The organism is Streptomyces sp. NPDC051315 (assembly GCF_044455165.1).
In the GTDB taxonomy this organism is placed as follows: Bacteria; Actinomycetota; Actinomycetes; order Streptomycetales; family Streptomycetaceae; genus Streptomyces.
On sequence record NZ_JBITEN010000014.1, the window covers coordinates 152,526 to 169,374 of the forward strand.

The 16,849-nt window shown below is 72.7% G+C and carries 15 protein-coding genes, 1 tRNA gene and 1 pseudogene; 14 read left to right on the forward strand and 3 right to left on the reverse strand.

Annotated features, from left to right (window positions below; translation table 11 throughout):
* The first annotated feature begins 58 nt into the window (after positions 1-58).
* The 8 genes and pseudogenes from galU to ACIBBD_RS25915 form a co-directional block, all read left to right on the forward strand.
* Positions 59-970, forward strand: a complete 912-nt coding sequence (galU, locus tag ACIBBD_RS25880) for a UTP--glucose-1-phosphate uridylyltransferase GalU (protein WP_399421922.1) — start codon at positions 59-61, stop codon at positions 968-970.
* On the forward strand, positions 967-2,292 hold the full coding sequence (glp, locus tag ACIBBD_RS25885) for a gephyrin-like molybdotransferase Glp (protein ID WP_399421923.1): 1,326 nt from the start codon (positions 967-969) through the stop codon (positions 2,290-2,292). Before galU ends, glp begins: the two co-directional genes overlap by 4 nt.
* Before the next feature lie 128 nt (positions 2,293-2,420).
* Positions 2,421-2,900, forward strand: coding sequence for a cyclic pyranopterin monophosphate synthase MoaC (gene moaC / locus ACIBBD_RS25890; RefSeq protein ID WP_399421924.1), 480 nt, complete (start codon positions 2,421-2,423; stop codon positions 2,898-2,900).
* Positions 2,897-3,439 (forward strand): molybdenum cofactor biosynthesis protein B, encoded by a 543-nt coding sequence (locus ACIBBD_RS25895; protein WP_399421925.1) that lies wholly within the window; start codon positions 2,897-2,899, stop codon positions 3,437-3,439. The genes moaC and ACIBBD_RS25895 overlap by 4 nt, the downstream gene beginning before the upstream one ends.
* A 17-nt stretch (positions 3,440-3,456) precedes the next feature.
* Positions 3,457-4,116 (forward strand): GNAT family N-acetyltransferase, encoded by a 660-nt coding sequence (locus ACIBBD_RS25900; protein WP_399421926.1) that lies wholly within the window; start codon positions 3,457-3,459, stop codon positions 4,114-4,116.
* A gap of 181 nt (positions 4,117-4,297) precedes the next feature.
* The gene (gene glpR, locus ACIBBD_RS25905; protein ID WP_399421927.1) at positions 4,298-5,644 is read left to right on the forward strand and encodes a gephyrin-like molybdotransferase receptor GlpR; all 1,347 of its coding nucleotides are present in this window, start codon (positions 4,298-4,300) and stop codon (positions 5,642-5,644) included.
* Between the two features lie 91 nt (positions 5,645-5,735).
* Positions 5,736-5,809: transfer RNA gene (locus ACIBBD_RS25910), tRNA-Ala, on the forward strand.
* A 582-nt stretch (positions 5,810-6,391) separates the two neighbouring features.
* Positions 6,392-6,656: pseudogene (locus tag ACIBBD_RS25915) on the forward strand (DNA-binding response regulator); the annotation flags it as partial.
* Here the strand turns inward: ACIBBD_RS25915 and ACIBBD_RS25920 are convergent.
* On the reverse strand, positions 6,642-7,136 hold the full coding sequence (locus ACIBBD_RS25920) for a GNAT family N-acetyltransferase (protein WP_399421928.1): 495 nt from the start codon (positions 7,134-7,136) through the stop codon (positions 6,642-6,644). The pseudogene ACIBBD_RS25915 and the gene ACIBBD_RS25920 sit on opposite strands and share 15 nt — an antisense overlap.
* Before the next feature lie 80 nt (positions 7,137-7,216).
* On the opposite strand from ACIBBD_RS25920, the gene ACIBBD_RS25925 reads away from it, so the two are divergent.
* On the forward strand, positions 7,217-8,041 hold the full coding sequence (locus ACIBBD_RS25925; protein ID WP_399421929.1) for an exodeoxyribonuclease III: 825 nt from the start codon (positions 7,217-7,219) through the stop codon (positions 8,039-8,041).
* Here ACIBBD_RS25925 and ACIBBD_RS25930 read toward each other — a convergent pair.
* Positions 8,025-8,669, reverse strand: a complete 645-nt coding sequence (locus tag ACIBBD_RS25930; RefSeq protein ID WP_399421930.1) for a MerR family transcriptional regulator — start codon at positions 8,667-8,669, stop codon at positions 8,025-8,027. The genes ACIBBD_RS25925 and ACIBBD_RS25930 overlap by 17 nt on opposite strands.
* A 166-nt stretch (positions 8,670-8,835) precedes the next feature.
* On the opposite strand from ACIBBD_RS25930, the gene ACIBBD_RS25935 reads away from it, so the two are divergent.
* The 4 genes from ACIBBD_RS25935 to ACIBBD_RS25950 all read left to right on the forward strand — a co-directional run bounded on the left by ACIBBD_RS25935 (position 8,836) and on the right by ACIBBD_RS25950 (position 12,425).
* The gene (locus ACIBBD_RS25935; RefSeq protein WP_399421931.1) at positions 8,836-10,365 is read left to right on the forward strand and encodes a flavin-containing monooxygenase; all 1,530 of its coding nucleotides are present in this window, start codon (positions 8,836-8,838) and stop codon (positions 10,363-10,365) included.
* Positions 10,362-11,258 carry an alpha/beta fold hydrolase gene (locus tag ACIBBD_RS25940; protein ID WP_399421932.1) on the forward strand — a complete coding sequence of 299 codons (897 nt, stop codon included), beginning with the start codon at positions 10,362-10,364 and terminating at the stop codon, positions 11,256-11,258. Before ACIBBD_RS25935 ends, ACIBBD_RS25940 begins: the two co-directional genes overlap by 4 nt.
* Entirely contained in the window at positions 11,255-12,139 is an 885-nt protein-coding gene (locus ACIBBD_RS25945; protein WP_399421933.1) for an SDR family oxidoreductase, read from the forward strand. Before ACIBBD_RS25940 ends, ACIBBD_RS25945 begins: the two co-directional genes overlap by 4 nt.
* An 88-nt stretch (positions 12,140-12,227) precedes the next feature.
* Positions 12,228-12,425 carry a hypothetical protein gene (locus ACIBBD_RS25950; RefSeq protein ID WP_399421934.1) on the forward strand — a complete coding sequence of 66 codons (198 nt, stop codon included), beginning with the start codon at positions 12,228-12,230 and terminating at the stop codon, positions 12,423-12,425.
* A gap of 170 nt (positions 12,426-12,595) precedes the next feature.
* Here ACIBBD_RS25950 and ACIBBD_RS25955 read toward each other — a convergent pair whose 3' ends face one another.
* Entirely contained in the window at positions 12,596-15,973 is a 3,378-nt protein-coding gene (locus ACIBBD_RS25955; RefSeq protein WP_399421935.1) for a S41 family peptidase, read from the reverse strand.
* Positions 15,974-16,147: 174 nt separating this feature from the next.
* On the opposite strand from ACIBBD_RS25955, the gene ACIBBD_RS25960 reads away from it, so the two are divergent.
* On the forward strand, positions 16,148-16,747 hold the full coding sequence (locus ACIBBD_RS25960) for a TetR/AcrR family transcriptional regulator (protein WP_399421936.1): 600 nt from the start codon (positions 16,148-16,150) through the stop codon (positions 16,745-16,747).
* Positions 16,748-16,849 lie beyond the last annotated feature (102 nt).

The window sequence follows — 16,849 nt, forward strand, 5'->3', positions numbered from 1 at the left end:
ATCACGAATTAACCGGAGCTACAGATTCCTCACAAACCCACCGGATAAGGTTGCCGACATGACTCAGTCGCACCCCAGGATCAGCAAGGCTGTCATCCCAGCGGCCGGCCTCGGCACCCGGTTCCTGCCGGCGACCAAGGCCACTCCCAAGGAGATGCTGCCGGTCGTGGACAAGCCCGCGATCCAGTACGTGGTCGAGGAGGCCGTCTCCGCGGGTCTCGACGACGTCCTCATGGTCACGGGCCGCAACAAGCGTCCCCTCGAGGACCACTTCGACCGCAACTACGAGCTCGAGTCGGCACTGCAGAAGAAGGGCGACGCCCAGCGGCTCGCCAAGGTCCAGCAGTCCAGCGACCTCGCGACCATGCACTACGTGCGACAGGGCGACCCCAAGGGCCTCGGCCACGCCGTCCTGTGCGCGGCCCCGCACGTCGGGCAGGAGCCGTTCGCCGTCCTGCTGGGCGACGACCTGATCGACCCGCGCGACCCGCTGCTGCGGCGGATGATCGAGGTCCAGGAGCAGCACGGCGGCAGCGTCGTCGCGCTCATGGAGGTCGCCCCCGAGCAGATCCACCTCTACGGCTGCGCGGCCGTCGAGGGCACCGCGGACAGTGACGTGGTCCAGGTGACCGGCCTGGTGGAGAAGCCGGACCCGGCGGACGCCCCGTCGAGCTACGCCATCATCGGACGCTACGTCCTCGACCCCAGCGTCTTCGGCGTGCTGCGCCAGACCGAGCCGGGCCGGGGCGGCGAGATCCAGCTCACCGATGCCCTCCAGCAGCTCGCGCAGGACGAGAAGGTCGGCGGCCCGGTGCACGGCGTCGTCTTCAAGGGCCGCCGCTATGACACCGGCGACCGAGGCGACTATCTGCGTGCCATTGTCAGACTCGCGTGCGAACGTGAAGATCTGGGTCCGGACTTCCGGTCCTGGCTCCGCAGTTACGTCACCGAGGAGATGCAGCAACTTTGAGCACCGCCGCGCCCCGCCCCGCCGACCAGGACCACCTCTGGTCGGTGGAGGAGCACCTGGAGGACATCCTCGCCACCGTCCGCCCCCTGGAACCCATCGAGCTGCAACTGCCCGACGCCCAGGGCTGCGTCCTGGTCGAGGACGTCACGGTGCCGGTCTCGCTGCCGCCGTTCGACAACAGCTCCATGGACGGGTACGCGGTGCGGGTCGCGGATGTCGCGGGCGCGAGCGAGGAGTTCCCGGCGGTCCTGGAGGTCGTCGGGGACGTGGCGGCCGGACAGGCCGCCGACCTGCTCCAGGTGGGGCCGGGACAGGCCGCCCGCATCATGACCGGCGCCCCGCTGCCGCCGGGCGCCGAGGCCGTCGTCCCCGTGGAGTGGACCGACGGAGGGCTCGGCGAGGGACCGGTCGACGCGATGCGCGCCCGCAGCCTCGCCCCGGAGCAGTCCACGGGGCACGTGCGCGTGCACCGGCCCGCCGAGGCACGCGCGCACGTACGCGCGAAGGGCAGCGACGTGAAGGCCGGCGACCGCGCCCTCGAGGCGGGGACGGTCCTCGGTGCGCCGCAGATCGCCCTGCTCGCCGCGATCGGACGCGGCACGGTCCGGGTACATCCGCGTCCGCGGGTGGTCGTCCTGTCCACCGGCAGCGAGCTCGTCCAGCCCGGCAACGAGCTGGGCGGCGGCCAGATCTACGACTCCAACAGCTTCGCCCTCACCGCGGCCGCGCGGGACGCCGGAGCCATCGCCTACCGGGTCGGCGCGGTCGCCGACGACGCCGAGACCCTCCGCTCCACCATCGAGGACCAGCTCGTCCGCGCCGACCTGGTCGTCACCACGGGCGGCGTCAGCGTCGGGGCGTACGACGTCGTCAAGGAGGCGTTGTCGCACGTCGGGGACGAGGACGAGGCGGGCAGCGGGGTCGAGTTCCGCCGGATCGCCATGCAGCCGGGCAAACCCCAGGGCTTCGGCTCCATCGGCCCCGACCACACCCCCCTGCTGGCCCTGCCCGGCAACCCGGTGTCGTCGTACGTCTCCTTCGAGCTGTTCGTGCGGCCCGCGATCCGCACCCTGATGGGCCTCGAGGACGTCCACCGGCCCACCACGCGCGCGACGCTGACCGCGGACAAGGCGTTGACCTCGCCGAAGGGGCGCCGGCAGTTCCTGCGCGCCGCGTACGCCGAGGGCACCGTGCGCCCGGTCGGCGGCGCCGGCTCGCACCTGATCGCCGCCCTCGCGCACGCCGACGCGCTGATCGTCGTCCCCGAGGACGTGGAGTCCGTCGAGCCGGGCACCGAGGTCGAGGTCGTCCTGCTCGGCTGAGTCCGCGCGCGAGCCCGTCCGCAGGCCGATCCGGGTCCGCCCGGCGCCCCGACTTGGGGGTACCGTGTCGCGCACAACAGGCCCGTGCGCCGCACCGCGCGGGCCCGGACCGGGAGCGGCACACGAGCATGAGTACGCAGGACCGACTGACGCACATCGACGACGCGGGCGCCGCCCGTATGGTCGACGTATCCGGCAAGGACGTGACCGCGCGCACCGCGCGTGCGAGTGGACGCGTCCTCGTCTCGCCCCGCGTGGTCGAGCTGCTGCGTGGCGAGGGAGTCCCCAAGGGCGACGCGCTGGCCACCGCACGGATCGCGGGCATCATGGGCGCCAAACGCACCCCGGACCTCATCCCGCTGTGTCACCCCCTGGCGGTCTCCGGTGTGAAACTGGACCTGTCGGTCGCGGACGACGCCGTGGAGATCAGCGCCACCGTGAAGACGACGGACCGCACGGGCGTCGAGATGGAGGCCCTCACCGCGGTCTCCGTCGCCGCGCTCACCGTGATCGACATGGTGAAGGCGGTCGACAAGAAGGCGGTCATCACGGACGTGCGGGTCGAGGAGAAGACGGGCGGCAAGTCGGGCGACTGGAGCCGGGCATGACACGTGACGCGTCGATCGGCGGGGCGCTGCTCGCGCCGTACAGCGCGCTGGTCGTCACCGCGTCCAACCGGGCCGCCGCCGGGATCTACGAGGACAAGGGCGGCCCGCTGGTCGCCGACGGCCTCAGAGGGTTCGGGTTCGCGGTCGACGGCCCGCAGATCGTCCCGGACGGTGATCCCGTCGAGGCCGCCCTGCGCGCCGCCGTGGACGCCGGCTACGACGTCGTCGTCACCACCGGCGGCACCGGGATCTCGCCCACCGACCGCACGCCCGAGGCGACCCGCGCGGTGATCGAGTACGAGGTGCCGGGCATCGCGGAGGCCGTCCGGGCCTTCGGCCGCGAGAAGGTGCCGACCGCGGCGCTCTCCCGGGGCCTGGCCGGAGTGGCGCGGGGGACGCTGATCGTCAATCTGCCGGGCTCCGCCGGCGGGGTGAAGGACGGCCTGGCCGTCCTGGAACCCCTGCTGGTGCACGCCGTCGACCAGCTGCGCGGCGGCGACCACCCCAGACCCGGTGCCAGTACGGGGGGTGCGAGCTGAACAGCCCGTCCTGGCCGGTGGAACTCGCGGAGGGCGATGTCGTCCTGCGGCCGATAAAGCTGCGCGACCAGCGGGCGTGGCGCGAGGTGAACCGGCGCAACCGGGACTGGCTGCGTCCCTGGGAGGCGACGATCCCGCCGCCCGCGCCGAGCGGGCCGATCGCGCACCGGCCGACCTACCGCCAGATGGTCCGGCACTTGCGCTCCGAGGCGAACGCGGGGCGGATGCTGCCGTTCGTCATCGAGTACCAGGGGCGGCTCGTCGGGCAGGTGACGGTCGCCGGGATCACCTGGGGGTCCATGTGCTCGGGGCACGTCGGCTACTGGGTGGACGAGGCGGTGGCCGGCCGCGGAGTGATGCCGACGGCCGTGGCGCTCGTCGTCGACCACTGTTTCCGGACCGTCGGGCTGCACCGCATCGAGGTCTGCATTCGGCCCGAGAACGGGCCCAGCCGCCGGGTCGTGGAGAAACTCGGATTCCGTGAGGAGGGGATGCGGCCGCGTTATCTCCACATCGACGGAGCCTGGCGCGACCACCTCGTCTTCGCGCTCACCGCGGAGGAAGTGCCCGAGGGCCTGCTGAGCCGCTGGCGGCGGACGCGGGCTCGCGGCGGGCCGCGTGACCCGCAGAACACCCCGGAGGAATCCCACCGGCCCGGAAACCGGCCTGGAAATTGAATAAGTGTTCGAAATGATCGGGTGATGACTGTCCGGTGCCTTCCGAAGGCCGTGAATTCGTGACTTACGTGACCTGCTGATCGCGTCGGTCACAAAAAAAGCTCGAAATATCAGCCAGATCGTGCGACACACCGGCCCAATTGGCGGATGGCCTCACGCAAACCCCTCTACCGTGTGAGTTGTGAGCAGCAGCGGCCTCATCTACGCAGTCATTGTCGGGGCCTGGGCCGCCTACTTGGTGCCGATGTGGCTCCGTAGGCAGGACGAGCTGAACGAGGCCCGTCCGACGGAACGCTTCAGCACCGCCATCCGGTTGCTGTCCGGACGGGCGGGGATGGAGCGCCGGTACGCCAAGGACCTGCGGGCGCGCTCCGCCGAGGAGGGGGAGCCCGACGCCGGCGCCCCGGACGCCGTCACCGCATCGGTGGACGTCCGGGCCTTCGCCATGCCCCCGGACCATCCGCACGCCAAGGCGACGGTCCGGGAGCACGAAGAGGAACGCGAACCGGAGCGCCCGGAGGCGGCGCGTGATCCGGAGCGCGAACAGGCGGCCAGGGGCGCGCGGGAGCAGGGCGGCAGGCCGGTGCGCGATCAGGCGCCCCAGCCCGCGCACGCATCGGCGGGCCCGTCGGCGCACCCGCGCGTGCCCGACGCGCGGCGCACGTCCGCCGTCCCCACTCCCGCCCCCGCCGCCACGCCCGCGTCCATCGCCGCCTCCGAGCAGGCGGCCGCCGCGCGCGCCCGGCGCACGAAGGTGCTCGCGCGCCGCAGGCGCACCACCGTGATGCTGTTCCTCGCGTTCACGCTGGGCGCGATCGTCGCCGCCGTCGGTGGGCTCGCGTTCCTGTGGGCGCCCGGTGTGCCCGCCGTCCTGCTCAGCGCGTACATCGCGTACCTGCGCTCCCAGGAGCGCCGCCGCTTCGCCTACCAGATGGACCGCAGACGCGCCGAGGTCGCCGCGCAGCGGCTGCGGGAGCGCCAACCGCGTCGGCGGGCCTCGGCGTCGTCGTCGGCCGACGGCGGCCCCGACGCCGGCGCAGAGGAGCCGCACGAGAGCCCCGAACCGGAGACCGACCCCGGTCTGCTGGCCCTCGCCGCGGACCGCAGGGCGCTCGTCGAGCAGACCGACCACGCGGAGTGGATCGACCAGCAGCGCGAGCGGCAGCGGCGTCCGGGACACGGTGAGAGCTGGGACCCGGTGCCGGTGCCGCTGCCGACGTACGTCACCGCGCCGGTCGCACCCCGGGCCACGGCCGATGTGGACCTCGGCGCGCCCGACACCTGGAGCTCGGCCCGGTCGAGCTCGGTCGCCCCGGAGCAGGAGACGACGGACGGCGCCCGGGACCGGGACGGCGACGCCGGCACCGGCGGGGCGGGCGAGGAGCCGGGCGAGGCGACCGGGGCCGAGGGCGACGAGCGCAGTGACGCCCGCCGCGCCGCGTCGGCCCGGCGGTCCCGGGAGCGGGGCCGTACCCCGTTGTTCGACCAGTACGAGGACGGGGAGCGTCCGCGGGCCGCCAACGAGTGAGCGGTCCCGCGCCGGCCGGGGCCCTGGTGGGAGCCCGGGGAACGGATTTCCAAGCAGCCCGATGGGGGTGCTAGAGTTTCACTCGTTGCAAGGGCCTGTGGCGCAGTCCGGTAGCGCACCTCGTTCGCATCGAGGGGGCCAGGGGTTCAAATCCCCTCAGGTCCACGCAGCACAGGGGCCCGTTCCTGATATCAGGAACGGGCCCCTTGCCATGCGTTGGGCACCTGGCGTCGTGAGGCCGCGGTTCCGGCGGGTCGGCTCGGTGCGGACGCCGTCGGCAGCCGTACGGTCCCGGCGGGCAGTGCCGGATGCGCCGCCCGCGCCTCGAACCGCACCAGTGCCACGCCGTCCTCCCGGGGATGGATGCGCGGCGGTCGCGGAGGAGGCCGGCATGACGGCCCCCGGTACCTGCCGCAGCTCGTCGAGTGCCGCCGCGCGCAGGGGAGTTCCGTCCGGAGCGGTCGGCGGAGTCCGTCCGGGTCCGGTTTCCTCACCCCGCCGCCCGCGCCTCGTTCAGGGTGGCCGTGGCGGCGAGCGGGGAGCCCGCGAGGATCACGGTGGCGAGGACGCGCCGCCGCGCGCCGGACCCGGGCGACCGCTTCGGCCCGCACCGGCGGCCCGGTCGTGCCCGGGGCCCGGGGCGCCAACGGCCGTACCAGGACCGGCGCCGGCGGCGCCACCGCCGTGCTGAGCGGCATGGGCGCTCTGACGTACGTCCTGCGGCGCGGCAGGTCACCCGGGCCGGCCGTCGAGGAGTTCGTGGACGCGCTCACCGAGGTGGCGGCGGGCGGCACGCCCGTCGACCCGGAGGCCGTACGGCAGTTGCTGCGCCGCCGCCACCGCTGTCCGTCTCACCCCGCGCGAACGGGAGGTGCCGGCGCTGGTCGCGGTGGGGAGGTCCGCCGGCCCGCCGGCCAGGGCGCTGGTCGTCTGCGAGGCGGGTGTGGGCGAACACGTCGGCAGCGTGTCCACGATGCCGGACCTGCCCCGGGGGACCTCAGGGGTTGGGTGACTGCGCGAGCGGCTTGGCGTAGCACCGACTGGACTCGTGGAAGCGGTAGTAGCCGAACTTGGCGCACGGCTCGTATCCGCTGGACGTGTACAGGGCGATGGCCTCCGGCTGCTCGGTGCCGGTCTCCAGCACCATCCGCCGGCGGCCCGCCGCCCGCGCGTCATCCTCCAGGGCGGCCAGGATCCGGCGGGCCAGTCCCAGCCCGCGCATCTCCTTGATCACGAACATCCGCTTGAGCTCGGCGTCCCCGTCCTGGTTCCCCTCGCCGTTCTCGTCCTGGCTGCGCCAGCCACCGGTGGCCACGGGCCGCTCCAGCTCGTCGTAGGCGATGAGGTACACGCCTCGTGGCGGGGCGAAGTCGGCCGGCTCCAGGACCGTGGCGTCACCGCCGTCGCCGTAGCGCTCGTGGTACTCCGCCTGGACCTCGTCGTTCAGCTTGACGGCGTCGGGGTGGTCGAAGGAAACGCGACGTATATTCATGCGGGTCAAGGTACATCCATGCAGATAGTCGGGCGACGGCGAAATCTGGACTTCGTCCAGTGTGCAGGTATCGTGCCCGGGTGCTGACCGTGACCTCCGTGAACGTGAATGGGCTGCGTGCCGCCGCGAAGAAGGGCTTCGTGGAGTGGCTGGCCGAGACCTCCGCCGACGTGCTGTGCCTGCAGGAGGTGCGCGCCGAACCGCAGCAACTGCCCGAGGAGGTCCGCGCCCCCGAGGGCTGGTACGTCACGCACGCGCCCGCCGCCGCCAAGGGCCGCGCCGGCGTCTCCCTCTACACCCGCCGCGAACCCGACGCCGTGCGCATCGGCTTCGGCTCCTCGGAGTTCGACACCAGTGGCCGCTACGTCGAGGCCGACCTCCCCGGCGTCACGGTCGCCTCCCTCTACCTCCCCTCCGGCGAGGTCGGCACCGACCGCCAGGACGAGAAGGCCCGCTTCATGGGCGAGTTCCTCGCCTACCTCAAGGACCTGCGCGAACGCGCCGCAGCCGACGGCCGTGAGGTCCTGGTCACCGGTGACTGGAACATCGCCCACCAGCAGGCCGACCTGAAGAACTGGCGCTCCAACACCAAGAACTCGGGCTTCCTGCCGGAGGAACGGGAGTGGCTGACCCAGGTGTTCGCGCCGGAGGCCGGCGGTTACGTGGACGTGGTCCGCGCGCTGCACCCGGACGTGACGGGGCCGTACACCTGGTGGTCGTACCGGGGGCGGGCCTTCGACAACGACTCGGGGTGGAGGATCGACCTGCACGTCTCCACCCCCGGCCTCGCCGCCAGGGCCGTCAAGGGGTATGTGGAACGGGCGGCCACGCACGGCGAGCGCTGGTCGGACCACGCGCCGGTGACGGTGGTCTACGACCTCCAGACCTTCAGCTCCCCGTCCTGAGCCGCCGGTCCAGCGCCAGGGAGAACTCCGCCTCCACCACGCTCCTGGCCAGCGGGCGCAGGCGGGGCAGGTCCTCCTCGGAGGCGTGGCGCAGGACCAGGTCGGCGAAGAGTTCGGCGAGGTTGTCGGCGTGTTCGCGGACGCGGGCGCCCGCCGCCAGGACCTCGGCGAGGGGGATGCCCTCGCGGACCAGGGCGGTGGAGACGTCCAGCAGGCGCCGGCTGATGTGGACGATCTCGTCGCCGTCGGTGCCCAGATAGCCGAGGTCGAGGGCGGCGGCGAGGTTCTCGGGGGTGACCTGGCCCTCGAAGCGGGCGGCGAGTTCCTCGGGGGTGAGGCGGACCGGCTCCTCCTCGGTGGGGGTGCCGACGCCCAGCAGGTCGGCGACGTCGCGTCCGTGGTCGAAGGCCTCGGCGAGTTCGGCGATGCCGTTCAGGGTGTGGCCGCGCTCCAGCAGCGCCGCGATCGTGCGCAGGCGGGCCAGGTGGTGGTCGTCGTACCAGGCGATGCGGCCCTCGCGGCGGGGTGGCGCGAGCAGCCCCCGTTCACGGTAGAAGCGCAGGGTGCGCACCGTGATGCCGGCCTCCCTGGCCAGCTCCTCCGTCCGGTATTCCCGTGTGTCCGCCACTCCGGAAGCCTATGTCGTACCCGCGGTAACTTTCCTGCGCCCGGCCCCTACCCATCGGTACGGAGCTGCTCTAACCTCTCGATCGTGCCAGTGTTCACTGGCATGGTCGCAGCATCGGCAACAAGCATCGACAGATTCGCAGTGTGGCGAAGCAGGGAGGCGTCGGATGACCGAGCGCGAGCACGAACACGTGCGGGTGGCGGTGATCGGGTCGGGTTTCGGTGGGCTCGGGGCGGCCGTACGGCTGCGGCGTGAGGGGATCACCGACTTCGTCGTCCTCGAACGCGCCGGCAGCGTCGGCGGCACCTGGCGGGACAACAGCTACCCGGGCTGCGCCTGCGACGTGCCCTCCCACCTCTACTCCTTCTCCTTCGCGCCCAACCCGGACTGGCCGCGCACCTTCTCCGGGCAGGAGCACATCCGCGCCTACCTGGAGCGCGTCACGGACACCTTCGGCCTCCGGCCCCACCTGCGCTTCGACTCCGAGGTCAAACGGATGACCTGGAACGCGGAGCAGCTGCGGTGGGACATCGAGACCGCGAGCGGAGCCCTCTGCGCGGACGTCGTCGTCTCCGCCACCGGGCCGCTGTCCGACCCGAAGATCCCGGACATCCCCGGCCTGGACTCCTTCCCCGGCAAGGTCTTCCACTCGGCCCGCTGGGACCACGACTACGACCTCACCGGCAAGCGCGTCGCCATGGTCGGCACGGGCGCCTCGGCCATCCAGATCGTGCCCGCCATCCAACCGAAGGTCGGCCGTCTCACCCTCTTCCAGCGCACCCCGCCGTGGGTGATGCCCCGCATCGACCGGGCCATCAGCGGTGCCGAGCGCTGGGTGCACCAGCGGCTGCCCTTCACCGGCCGGCTCCGCCGCGGCCTCCTGTGGGGCATCCGCGAACTCCAGGTGCAGGCCTTCACCAAGCACCCGAACGAACTCGGCTTCGTCGAGCAGCTCGCCAGGCGCAACATGGCCCGCGCCATCAAGGACCCGGCCCTGCGCGCCAAGCTCACCCCGGACTACCGCATCGGCTGCAAGCGGATCCTGCTGTCGAGTGAGTACTATCCGGCGCTCGCCCGCCCCAACGTGGACGTCGTCGCGAGCGGGCTGCGCGAGATCCGCGGGAACACGCTGTTCGCCGCCGACGGCAGTGAGGCCGAGGTCGACGCGATCGTCTTCGGCACCGGATTCCACGTCACCGACATGCCGATCGCCGAGCGGGTCGTCGGCGCCGACGGGCGCACCCTCGCCGAGTCCTGGAAGGACGGCATGGAGGCCCTGCGCGGCGCCTCCGCGGCCGGCTTCCCCAACTGGATGACGATCATCGGGCCCAACACCGGCCTGGGGAACTCCTCGATGATCCTGATGATCGAGTCCCAGCTGAACTACATGGCCGACTACCTCCGTCAGCTGGACGTGCTCGGCGGCCGCGCCGCCCTGGACGCCCGCCCCGGCGCCGTGCACGCCTGGAACCGGCGCGTCCAGGACCGTATGAAGCGCACCGTGTGGAACACCGGCGGCTGCACCAGCTGGTACCTCGACGCGAGCGGCCGCAACACCACCATCTGGCCGGGCACGACGAGCGAGTTCCGCCGCGCGACCCGGGGGGTGGACCTCGCCGAGTACGAGGTCCTGCGCGCTCCCGCGCCCGCCCGGCCGGCGACGAAGGCCGGCACGAGGACGGAGGCTCCCGCGTGAGCGTCACCCCCGCCCCCGCGTCACCCCGCACCCTCACCGCCGTCTCCGCCGACGGCGCCCCCCTCCACGTCGAGGTGCACGGCCCCGACACCGCCCCCGCCGTCGTCCTCTCCCACGGCTGGACCTGCTCGACGGCGTTCTGGGCGGCCCAGATACGCGACCTGGCCGTCGACCACCGGGTCATCGCCTACGACCAGCGCGGCCACGGCCGGACCCCGGCGAGCCCGGCGTGCAGCACCGACGTACTCGCCGACGACCTAGAAGCCGTGCTCCGCGCCACCCTCGCGCCCGGCGAGAAGGCGGTCATAGCGGGACACTCCATGGGCGGCATGACGATCATGGCGGCCGCCGCCCGCCCCGCCTTCCGCGCGCACGCGGCGGCCGTCCTGCTGTGCAGCACGGGCAGTTCGCAGCTGGTGGCCGAGTCGACCGTGCTGCCGCTGCGCCCGGGTCGGCTGCGGACCCGGCTGACCCGGCACGTCCTCGGGTCGAGGGCGCCGCTCGGACCGGTCACCCCCCTCGCCCGCCGGATCCTCAAGTACGCCACCATGGGCGCCGGTTCGGCCCCGCACATGGTCGACGCGTGCGCCCGGATCGTGCACGCCTGCCCGCGCGGGGTCCGCCACGCCTGGTCGAACGTGCTGCACCTGCTCGACCTCGACCACGCCGTACGGGAGTTGAGGGTGCCGACGGCGGTGATCGTGGGCACGGCCGACCGTCTGACCCCGCCGGTGCACGCCCGCCGGATCGCCGCCGCGCTCCCGGACTGCGTCGGCCTGACCGAACTGCCCGGGCTCGGCCACATGACCCCGGTCGAGGCACCGGACCTGGTGACCGGGAAGATCCGTGAACTCGCCACCACCCACGCACCGCAGCTCAAGGAGGGCGCATGAGCAGGGTCAGTCTCGAAGGACAGGTCGTGGTCGTCACCGGCGCGGCACGCGGCGTCGGCGAACTCCTGGCCCGCAAGCTCTCCGCGCGCGGCGCGCGGATCGCGCTGGTCGGCCTGGAGCCGGACGCGCTCAAGCAGGTCGCGGAGCGGCTGCACGGCGACAGCGCCCACTGGCACGCCGACGTCACCGACCACGAGGCGATGAGCCGGGTCGCGGGGGAGGTGAAGGAACGCTTCGGGAAGGTGGACGTCGTGGTCGCCAACGCCGGCGTGGCCACCGGCGGACCCTTCGTCGACTCCGACCCGGAGTCCTGGCGCCGCGTCATCGAGGTCAACCTCATCGGCTCGGCCGTCACCGGCCGCGCCTTCCTGCCGCTGCTGATGGAGAGCCGCGGCTATCTGCTCCAGATCGCCTCGCTCGCCGCGATCACCCCGGCGCCGATGATGACCGCGTACTGCGCCTCCAAGTCGGGCGTGGAGGCGTACGCGCACAGCCTGCGCGCCGAGGTCGGCTACAAGGGCGTGCGCGTGGGCGTCGGTTACCTGTCCTGGACCGACACCGACATGGTGCGCGGCGCCGACCAGGACGCCGTGATGCGGGAGTTGCGGCAGCGGCTGCCGTGGCCTTCCAACAAGACCTATCCGCTGGGTCCGGCCGTGGACCGGCTCGTCGCCGGGATCGAGCGGCGGGCCTCCCATGTGTACGGGCAGTGGTGGCTGCGCGGCATGCAGGGCGTGCGCGGATACCTGCCCGCGCTCATCGGCACGGTCGGACAACGGGAGATGAGGCGGTTCGCGCCCAGGACGCAGGGAATGCGGACGGGGCTCGTCGGCGCAGGTGGGGCGGCTGACGAGGAGGCCCGTGCTACGCAGCGTAGTTGATCGAAATGCGCGCTCCGTCCCCCCGTGTGAATCTGGTCGAGGCCCGACCAAGGGCCGTTCCCCTCACCCTCTACGGGAGTGAACCCACATGGGTATGAAGGACAAGTTCCAGGACCAGGCCGAGCAGTGGCAGGACCAGGCCAAGCAGAAGATGGAACAGGCCAAGGAGCAGACGCAGCAGCGTGGCCGCGGCCGTCGCGAGCGGGACGAGGACATCCCCGAGCGCGAGCGCACCCAGCGCGAGCGTGAGGAGCAGGACCGGCTCGACGCGGACTACGACGTCTAGCGTGCCGCCGGTCTAGCCAGCCGATGATGTGGGGTGCCCTTCCGATCTCTCGGGAGGGCACCCTGCGTTCGTGGTCTCCGGTGCGTTGCCGTTGCCGCTGCCGCTGCCGCTGGTCGTGCCGGCCGTGCGCGCGAGGCCCCGCGCCCCGGCGGGCGTCGGCCCACCCTCTCTCAGCGGCGCGGAGGCAGCTTCGGGCGGGAGCGGTCCGGGATGTCCGAGTGGTCCGGGGGAGAGGCGGGCGGGTTGGTCTCCAGGAGGTCCAGCGCCAGCCGTACCGCGTCGTCGAGTTGGGCGTGCCGGCCCTCCGCCCAGTCCAGCGGGGTGCGCAACGCCTCCAGGTCGGGGGCGACGCCGTGGTTCTCGACGGACCAGCCGTAGGCGTCGAACCAGGCCGCGTTCATCGGCACGGTGATGACCGTGCCGTCGCCGAGCTGGTGCCGTCCGGTCATGCCGACGACGCCGCCCCAGGTCCGCTGCCCGACGACCGGACCGAGCTTCAGCAGCTTGAAGGCCGCGGTGATCATGTCGCCGTCGGAGGAGGTGGCCTCGTCGGCGAGCGCGACCACCGGGCCGCGGGGCGCGTTCGAGGCGTACGACACCGGCTGGGCGTCCCGTGTCAGGTCCCAGCCGAGGATGGTGCGCGTCAGCTTCTCGACGACCAGTTCGCTGATGTGTCCGCCCGCGTTGCCGCGCACGTCCACGATCAGCGCGGGCCGTGACATCTCCATGCGCAGGTCGCGGTTGAACTGGGCCCAGCCGGAGCCGCCCATGTCGGGGATGTGCAGATAGCCGCACTGTCCGCCGCTCAACTCCCGCACCACCTCCCGCCGTTTGGCCACCCAGTCCTGGTAGCGCAGCGGTCGCTCGTCGATGAGGGGGACCACGGCAACCCGGCGCGCGTGACCGGTCTCGCCGTCCGCCGGCGCGAAGGTGAGCTCGACGGTCGTCCCGCCCGCCTGCGCCAGGAGCGGGTACGGTCCGGCGACCGGATCCACCGGCCGCCCGTCGACGTGGGTGAGCACCGCGCCCGCCCGGATGCCGGTGCCGGCCAGCGGCGAACGCGCCTTGGAGTCCGAGGAGTCACCGGGCAGGATCCGCTTGACCGCCCACCCCCCGTCCCGGCGTACGAAGTTGGCGCCGAGCAGGCCCTGCCGGCGCTGGTAGTGCGGCGGTCCCTCGTTGCGCCGGGCGGCACCGACGTAGGCGTGCGAGGTGCCCAGCTCGCCCAGCACCTCGCGCAGCAGGTCCGCGAACTCGTCGGGCGAGGCGACGCGTTCGACCAGGGGCCGGTACTGCTCCAGCACCGCGTCCCAGTCGATGCCGCACATCCCCGGGTCCCAGAAGTAGGCGCGGATCAGCCGCCCGGCCTCCGCGTACGCCTGCCGCCACTCGGCGCCGGGGTCGACCTCGTGCATGATGCGGCGTACGTCGATCCAGACGGTCGAGTCGAGGTCGCCGGACTCCGTGGAGGGCACCGCGCGCAGTTCCCCCTCGTCGACCACGACCAGCCGGGTGCCGTCCCCGCTGACCGCGAACCAGTCCAGGTGTCCGACCAGTTCGGACTTCTTCGCCTTGCTGATGTTGAAGTACTCCAGCGTCGGCCGCCCGCTGGTGTCGTCCGGGTTGACGAAGGTCTCGCCCAGCGCGCCCGAGATCGGCCAGCGCAGCCACACGAGGCCGCCGCCCGCCACCGGGAACAGCGCCGAGTACTTGGAGGCGGCCACCGGGAACGGTGTCACCCGGCTCTCCAGCCCCTCGACCTCGACGGTCACCGTCCCGTCCGCGCCCTCGTCGTCCTCCAGCGGATCCAGCCCTCCGGCGGCCGGGCGCCCCTCCGGGTTCAGCGCGAAGGGGGAGGGGGTCGCGGAGGACAGGGGCACCAGATACGGCCGGCAGCCCAGCGGGAAGGACAGGTCGCCGGTGTGCACGTCGTAGACGGGGTCGAAGCCGCGCCAGGAGAGGAAGGCGAGATAGCGGCCGTCCCGGGTGAAGACGGGGTTCTCGTCCTCGAACCGGCCGTTGGTCACGTCGACGATCAGCCGCTCCCCCTTCCCGGTGCCGGAGATGCGGGCCATCTTGATCTGCCGCAGCGACCGCCCGATGCCCGGATGCGACCAGGTCAGCCAGGCCCCGTCCGGCGAGAACGCCAGGTCCCGCACCGGCCCGTTGACCGACCGGATCAGCTCGGTCACCTCACCCTCGGGGCCCGCCTGCGAAGCACCGGCGCTCCCGGCGCCCGCCTCGGCGCCCTCCGAGTGCCCGGCGCCCGCCTCGGCGCCCTCGGAGTCCGCAAGGTCCTCGGCGGTGATCGTGTCGCCGGACACCGTGAGGAGCAGCAGGCGCCCGTCGTGCGAGGCGATGGCGAGCCGCCCGCCGTCCGGGTCGGAGACCAGCTCCAGCACCCGCCCGAGCCCCCCGGACGCCAGTCGCCGGGGCGCGCGGTCCCCGGTCGCGCGCGGCAGGGAGGCGATCTCGACGGCGTCCTCGCCGTCCGCGTCCGTCACGTAGGCGACCTGCCCGCCCGAGCCGAGCATCTCGGGGAGCCGGACCCGTACCCCGGGCGTGTCGGTGATGGTCCGCGCGGGCCCGTCCCGGTGGGTCAGCCAGTACAGGCTGCCGCGTACGACGACCGCGCTGGCCCGCCCGGTCTCGTCCACCGAGATGCCGTCCACGTGCTGGGCGGCCGGGATCTGGTACGGCCGCCGCCCGGCGCGCGGCCCGCTCAGCCGTACGTCGAGCCGGCGGGGCTCGGAACCGGCGGACAGGTCGTCGACGATCCACAGGTCCCCGGCGCACTGGTACACCACCCGGGTGCCGTCACTGGAGGCGTGCCGGGCGTAGAAGGCGTCGTGGTCGGTGTGCCGGCGCAGGTCGGAGCCGTCGTGGGCGCAGGAGTAGAGGTTGCCGACGCCCTCGTGGTCGGAGAGGAACGCGATGCGTCCGCCGACGAACATCGGGGAGTGCAGATGGCCGTCGAGTCCCGCGAGCAGCCGCTGTCCGTGCAGCCAGAGCCGGCCCGTGGCGCCGCCCCGGTAGCGCTTCCAGGCGGCCGGTTCGTGCGGCGGGGTGCCGGTGAGCAGGAGGGTTCGCCGCTCACCCCCGAGGTCGGCGACCTGGAGGTCGGTGACGGGTCCCCAGGGGAGTTTGCGGCCGGGGTCGCCGTCGGGGGAGAGCTTGTAGGCCCAGGTGAAGTGGGAGAAGGGCTCGCCGTGCGAGGCGACGGCGAGGATGTCGGAGTGGCCGTCCTGGTCGGGGGGCGTCCACCCGCACACCTGGGTGTCCGGGCTGCCCCAGTACGTGAGCCGCCGCCCCGGCCCGCCGTCCACCGGCACCAGGTGGATCTCCGGGACGAGACTGCGCCAGCTCGTGTACGCGACATGGCGGCCGTCGGGCGAGAAGCGGGGATGGCCGGCCTTGGTGCGGTCGACGGTGAGCCGCCAGGCGCGGCCCGGTCCGTCGGGTCCGTCGAGGGGGGCCAGCCAGAGGTCGTCCTCGGCCACGAAGCACAACAGGTCACCGCTGAGGTGCGGCAGGCGCAGATAGGTCACGTCCCCATGCTTTTCCTGTCCTGGGGGCCGGGCAACTCGTACTTATCACCGCGTTTCGGAGCGGGGTGAGGCGACGTGACCCACGACACGAACGAAACCGTTTCGTTTCGATGGTGGGTGCGCTACATTCGTCACGTACGAACCAGAGCCGTTCGGAGCGGGAAGGTGAGCGGAATGACCGAGGTCGCTACGGCGCGTCGCAGTCGGATCACCCCCGAGCGCGAGGCCGAGCTCTACGCGGCCGTGCTCGACCTGCTCCGTGAGGTCGGCTACGACGCCCTCACCATGGACGCCGTGGCCGCCCGCACGAGATCCAGCAAGGCGACGCTCTACCGCCAGTGGGGCGGCAAGGCCGAGCTGGTCGTGAAGGCCATGCGGCACAACAAGCCCGGCGGCACGGCCGACGTGGACACCGGATCCCTCCGGGGCGACCTCCACGCCCTCCTGGCGCGCGAGGACGACTGCGCCATGGAGCGGAACGCCGACCTGATGCGGGCGCTGGCGATGGCGACCCACTCGAACCCCGACCTGATGCGGGCGTTCAGGGAGCTGCTCGTCGAACCGGAGATGGCCGAGTTCCAGCGGGTCATGCAGCGCGCGGTCGACCGCGGCGAGGTCCGGGCCGACTGCCCGGCGCTCCAGTACGTCGTGCACATGATGGTCGGCGCGTTCGCGACCCGCACCATCATCGACGAGCTGCCGCCCACGCAGGAGTTCCTGCGTTCGTACGCCGACGCCGTGGTCCTCCCCGCCCTGGGCGTCCCCACGTCCTGACCGTCCCCGCGGTCCACGTCCTGCGACCGTCCCCGCGGTCCATCCCCTCCGACCGTCCCCGCGGTCCCCCCGTCCTGACGTCACCGCTCACGTCGTCGGGCC

Coding starts and splice junctions, on each gene's coding strand:
- galU (WP_399421922.1), top strand. CDS start 59: ATGACTCAGTCGCACCCCAGGATCAGCAAGGCTGTCATCCCAGCGGCC.
- moaC (WP_399421924.1), top strand. CDS start 2,421: ATGAGTACGCAGGACCGACTGACGCACATCGACGACGCGGGCGCCGCC.
- ACIBBD_RS25895 (WP_399421925.1), top strand. CDS start 2,897: ATGACACGTGACGCGTCGATCGGCGGGGCGCTGCTCGCGCCGTACAGC.
- ACIBBD_RS25920 (WP_399421928.1), bottom strand. CDS start 7,136: ATGAATATACGTCGCGTTTCCTTCGACCACCCCGACGCCGTCAAGCTG.
- ACIBBD_RS25935 (WP_399421931.1), top strand. CDS start 8,836: ATGACCGAGCGCGAGCACGAACACGTGCGGGTGGCGGTGATCGGGTCG.
- ACIBBD_RS25945 (WP_399421933.1), top strand. CDS start 11,255: ATGAGCAGGGTCAGTCTCGAAGGACAGGTCGTGGTCGTCACCGGCGCG.
- ACIBBD_RS25950 (WP_399421934.1), top strand. CDS start 12,228: ATGGGTATGAAGGACAAGTTCCAGGACCAGGCCGAGCAGTGGCAGGAC.
- ACIBBD_RS25960 (WP_399421936.1), top strand. CDS start 16,148: ATGACCGAGGTCGCTACGGCGCGTCGCAGTCGGATCACCCCCGAGCGC.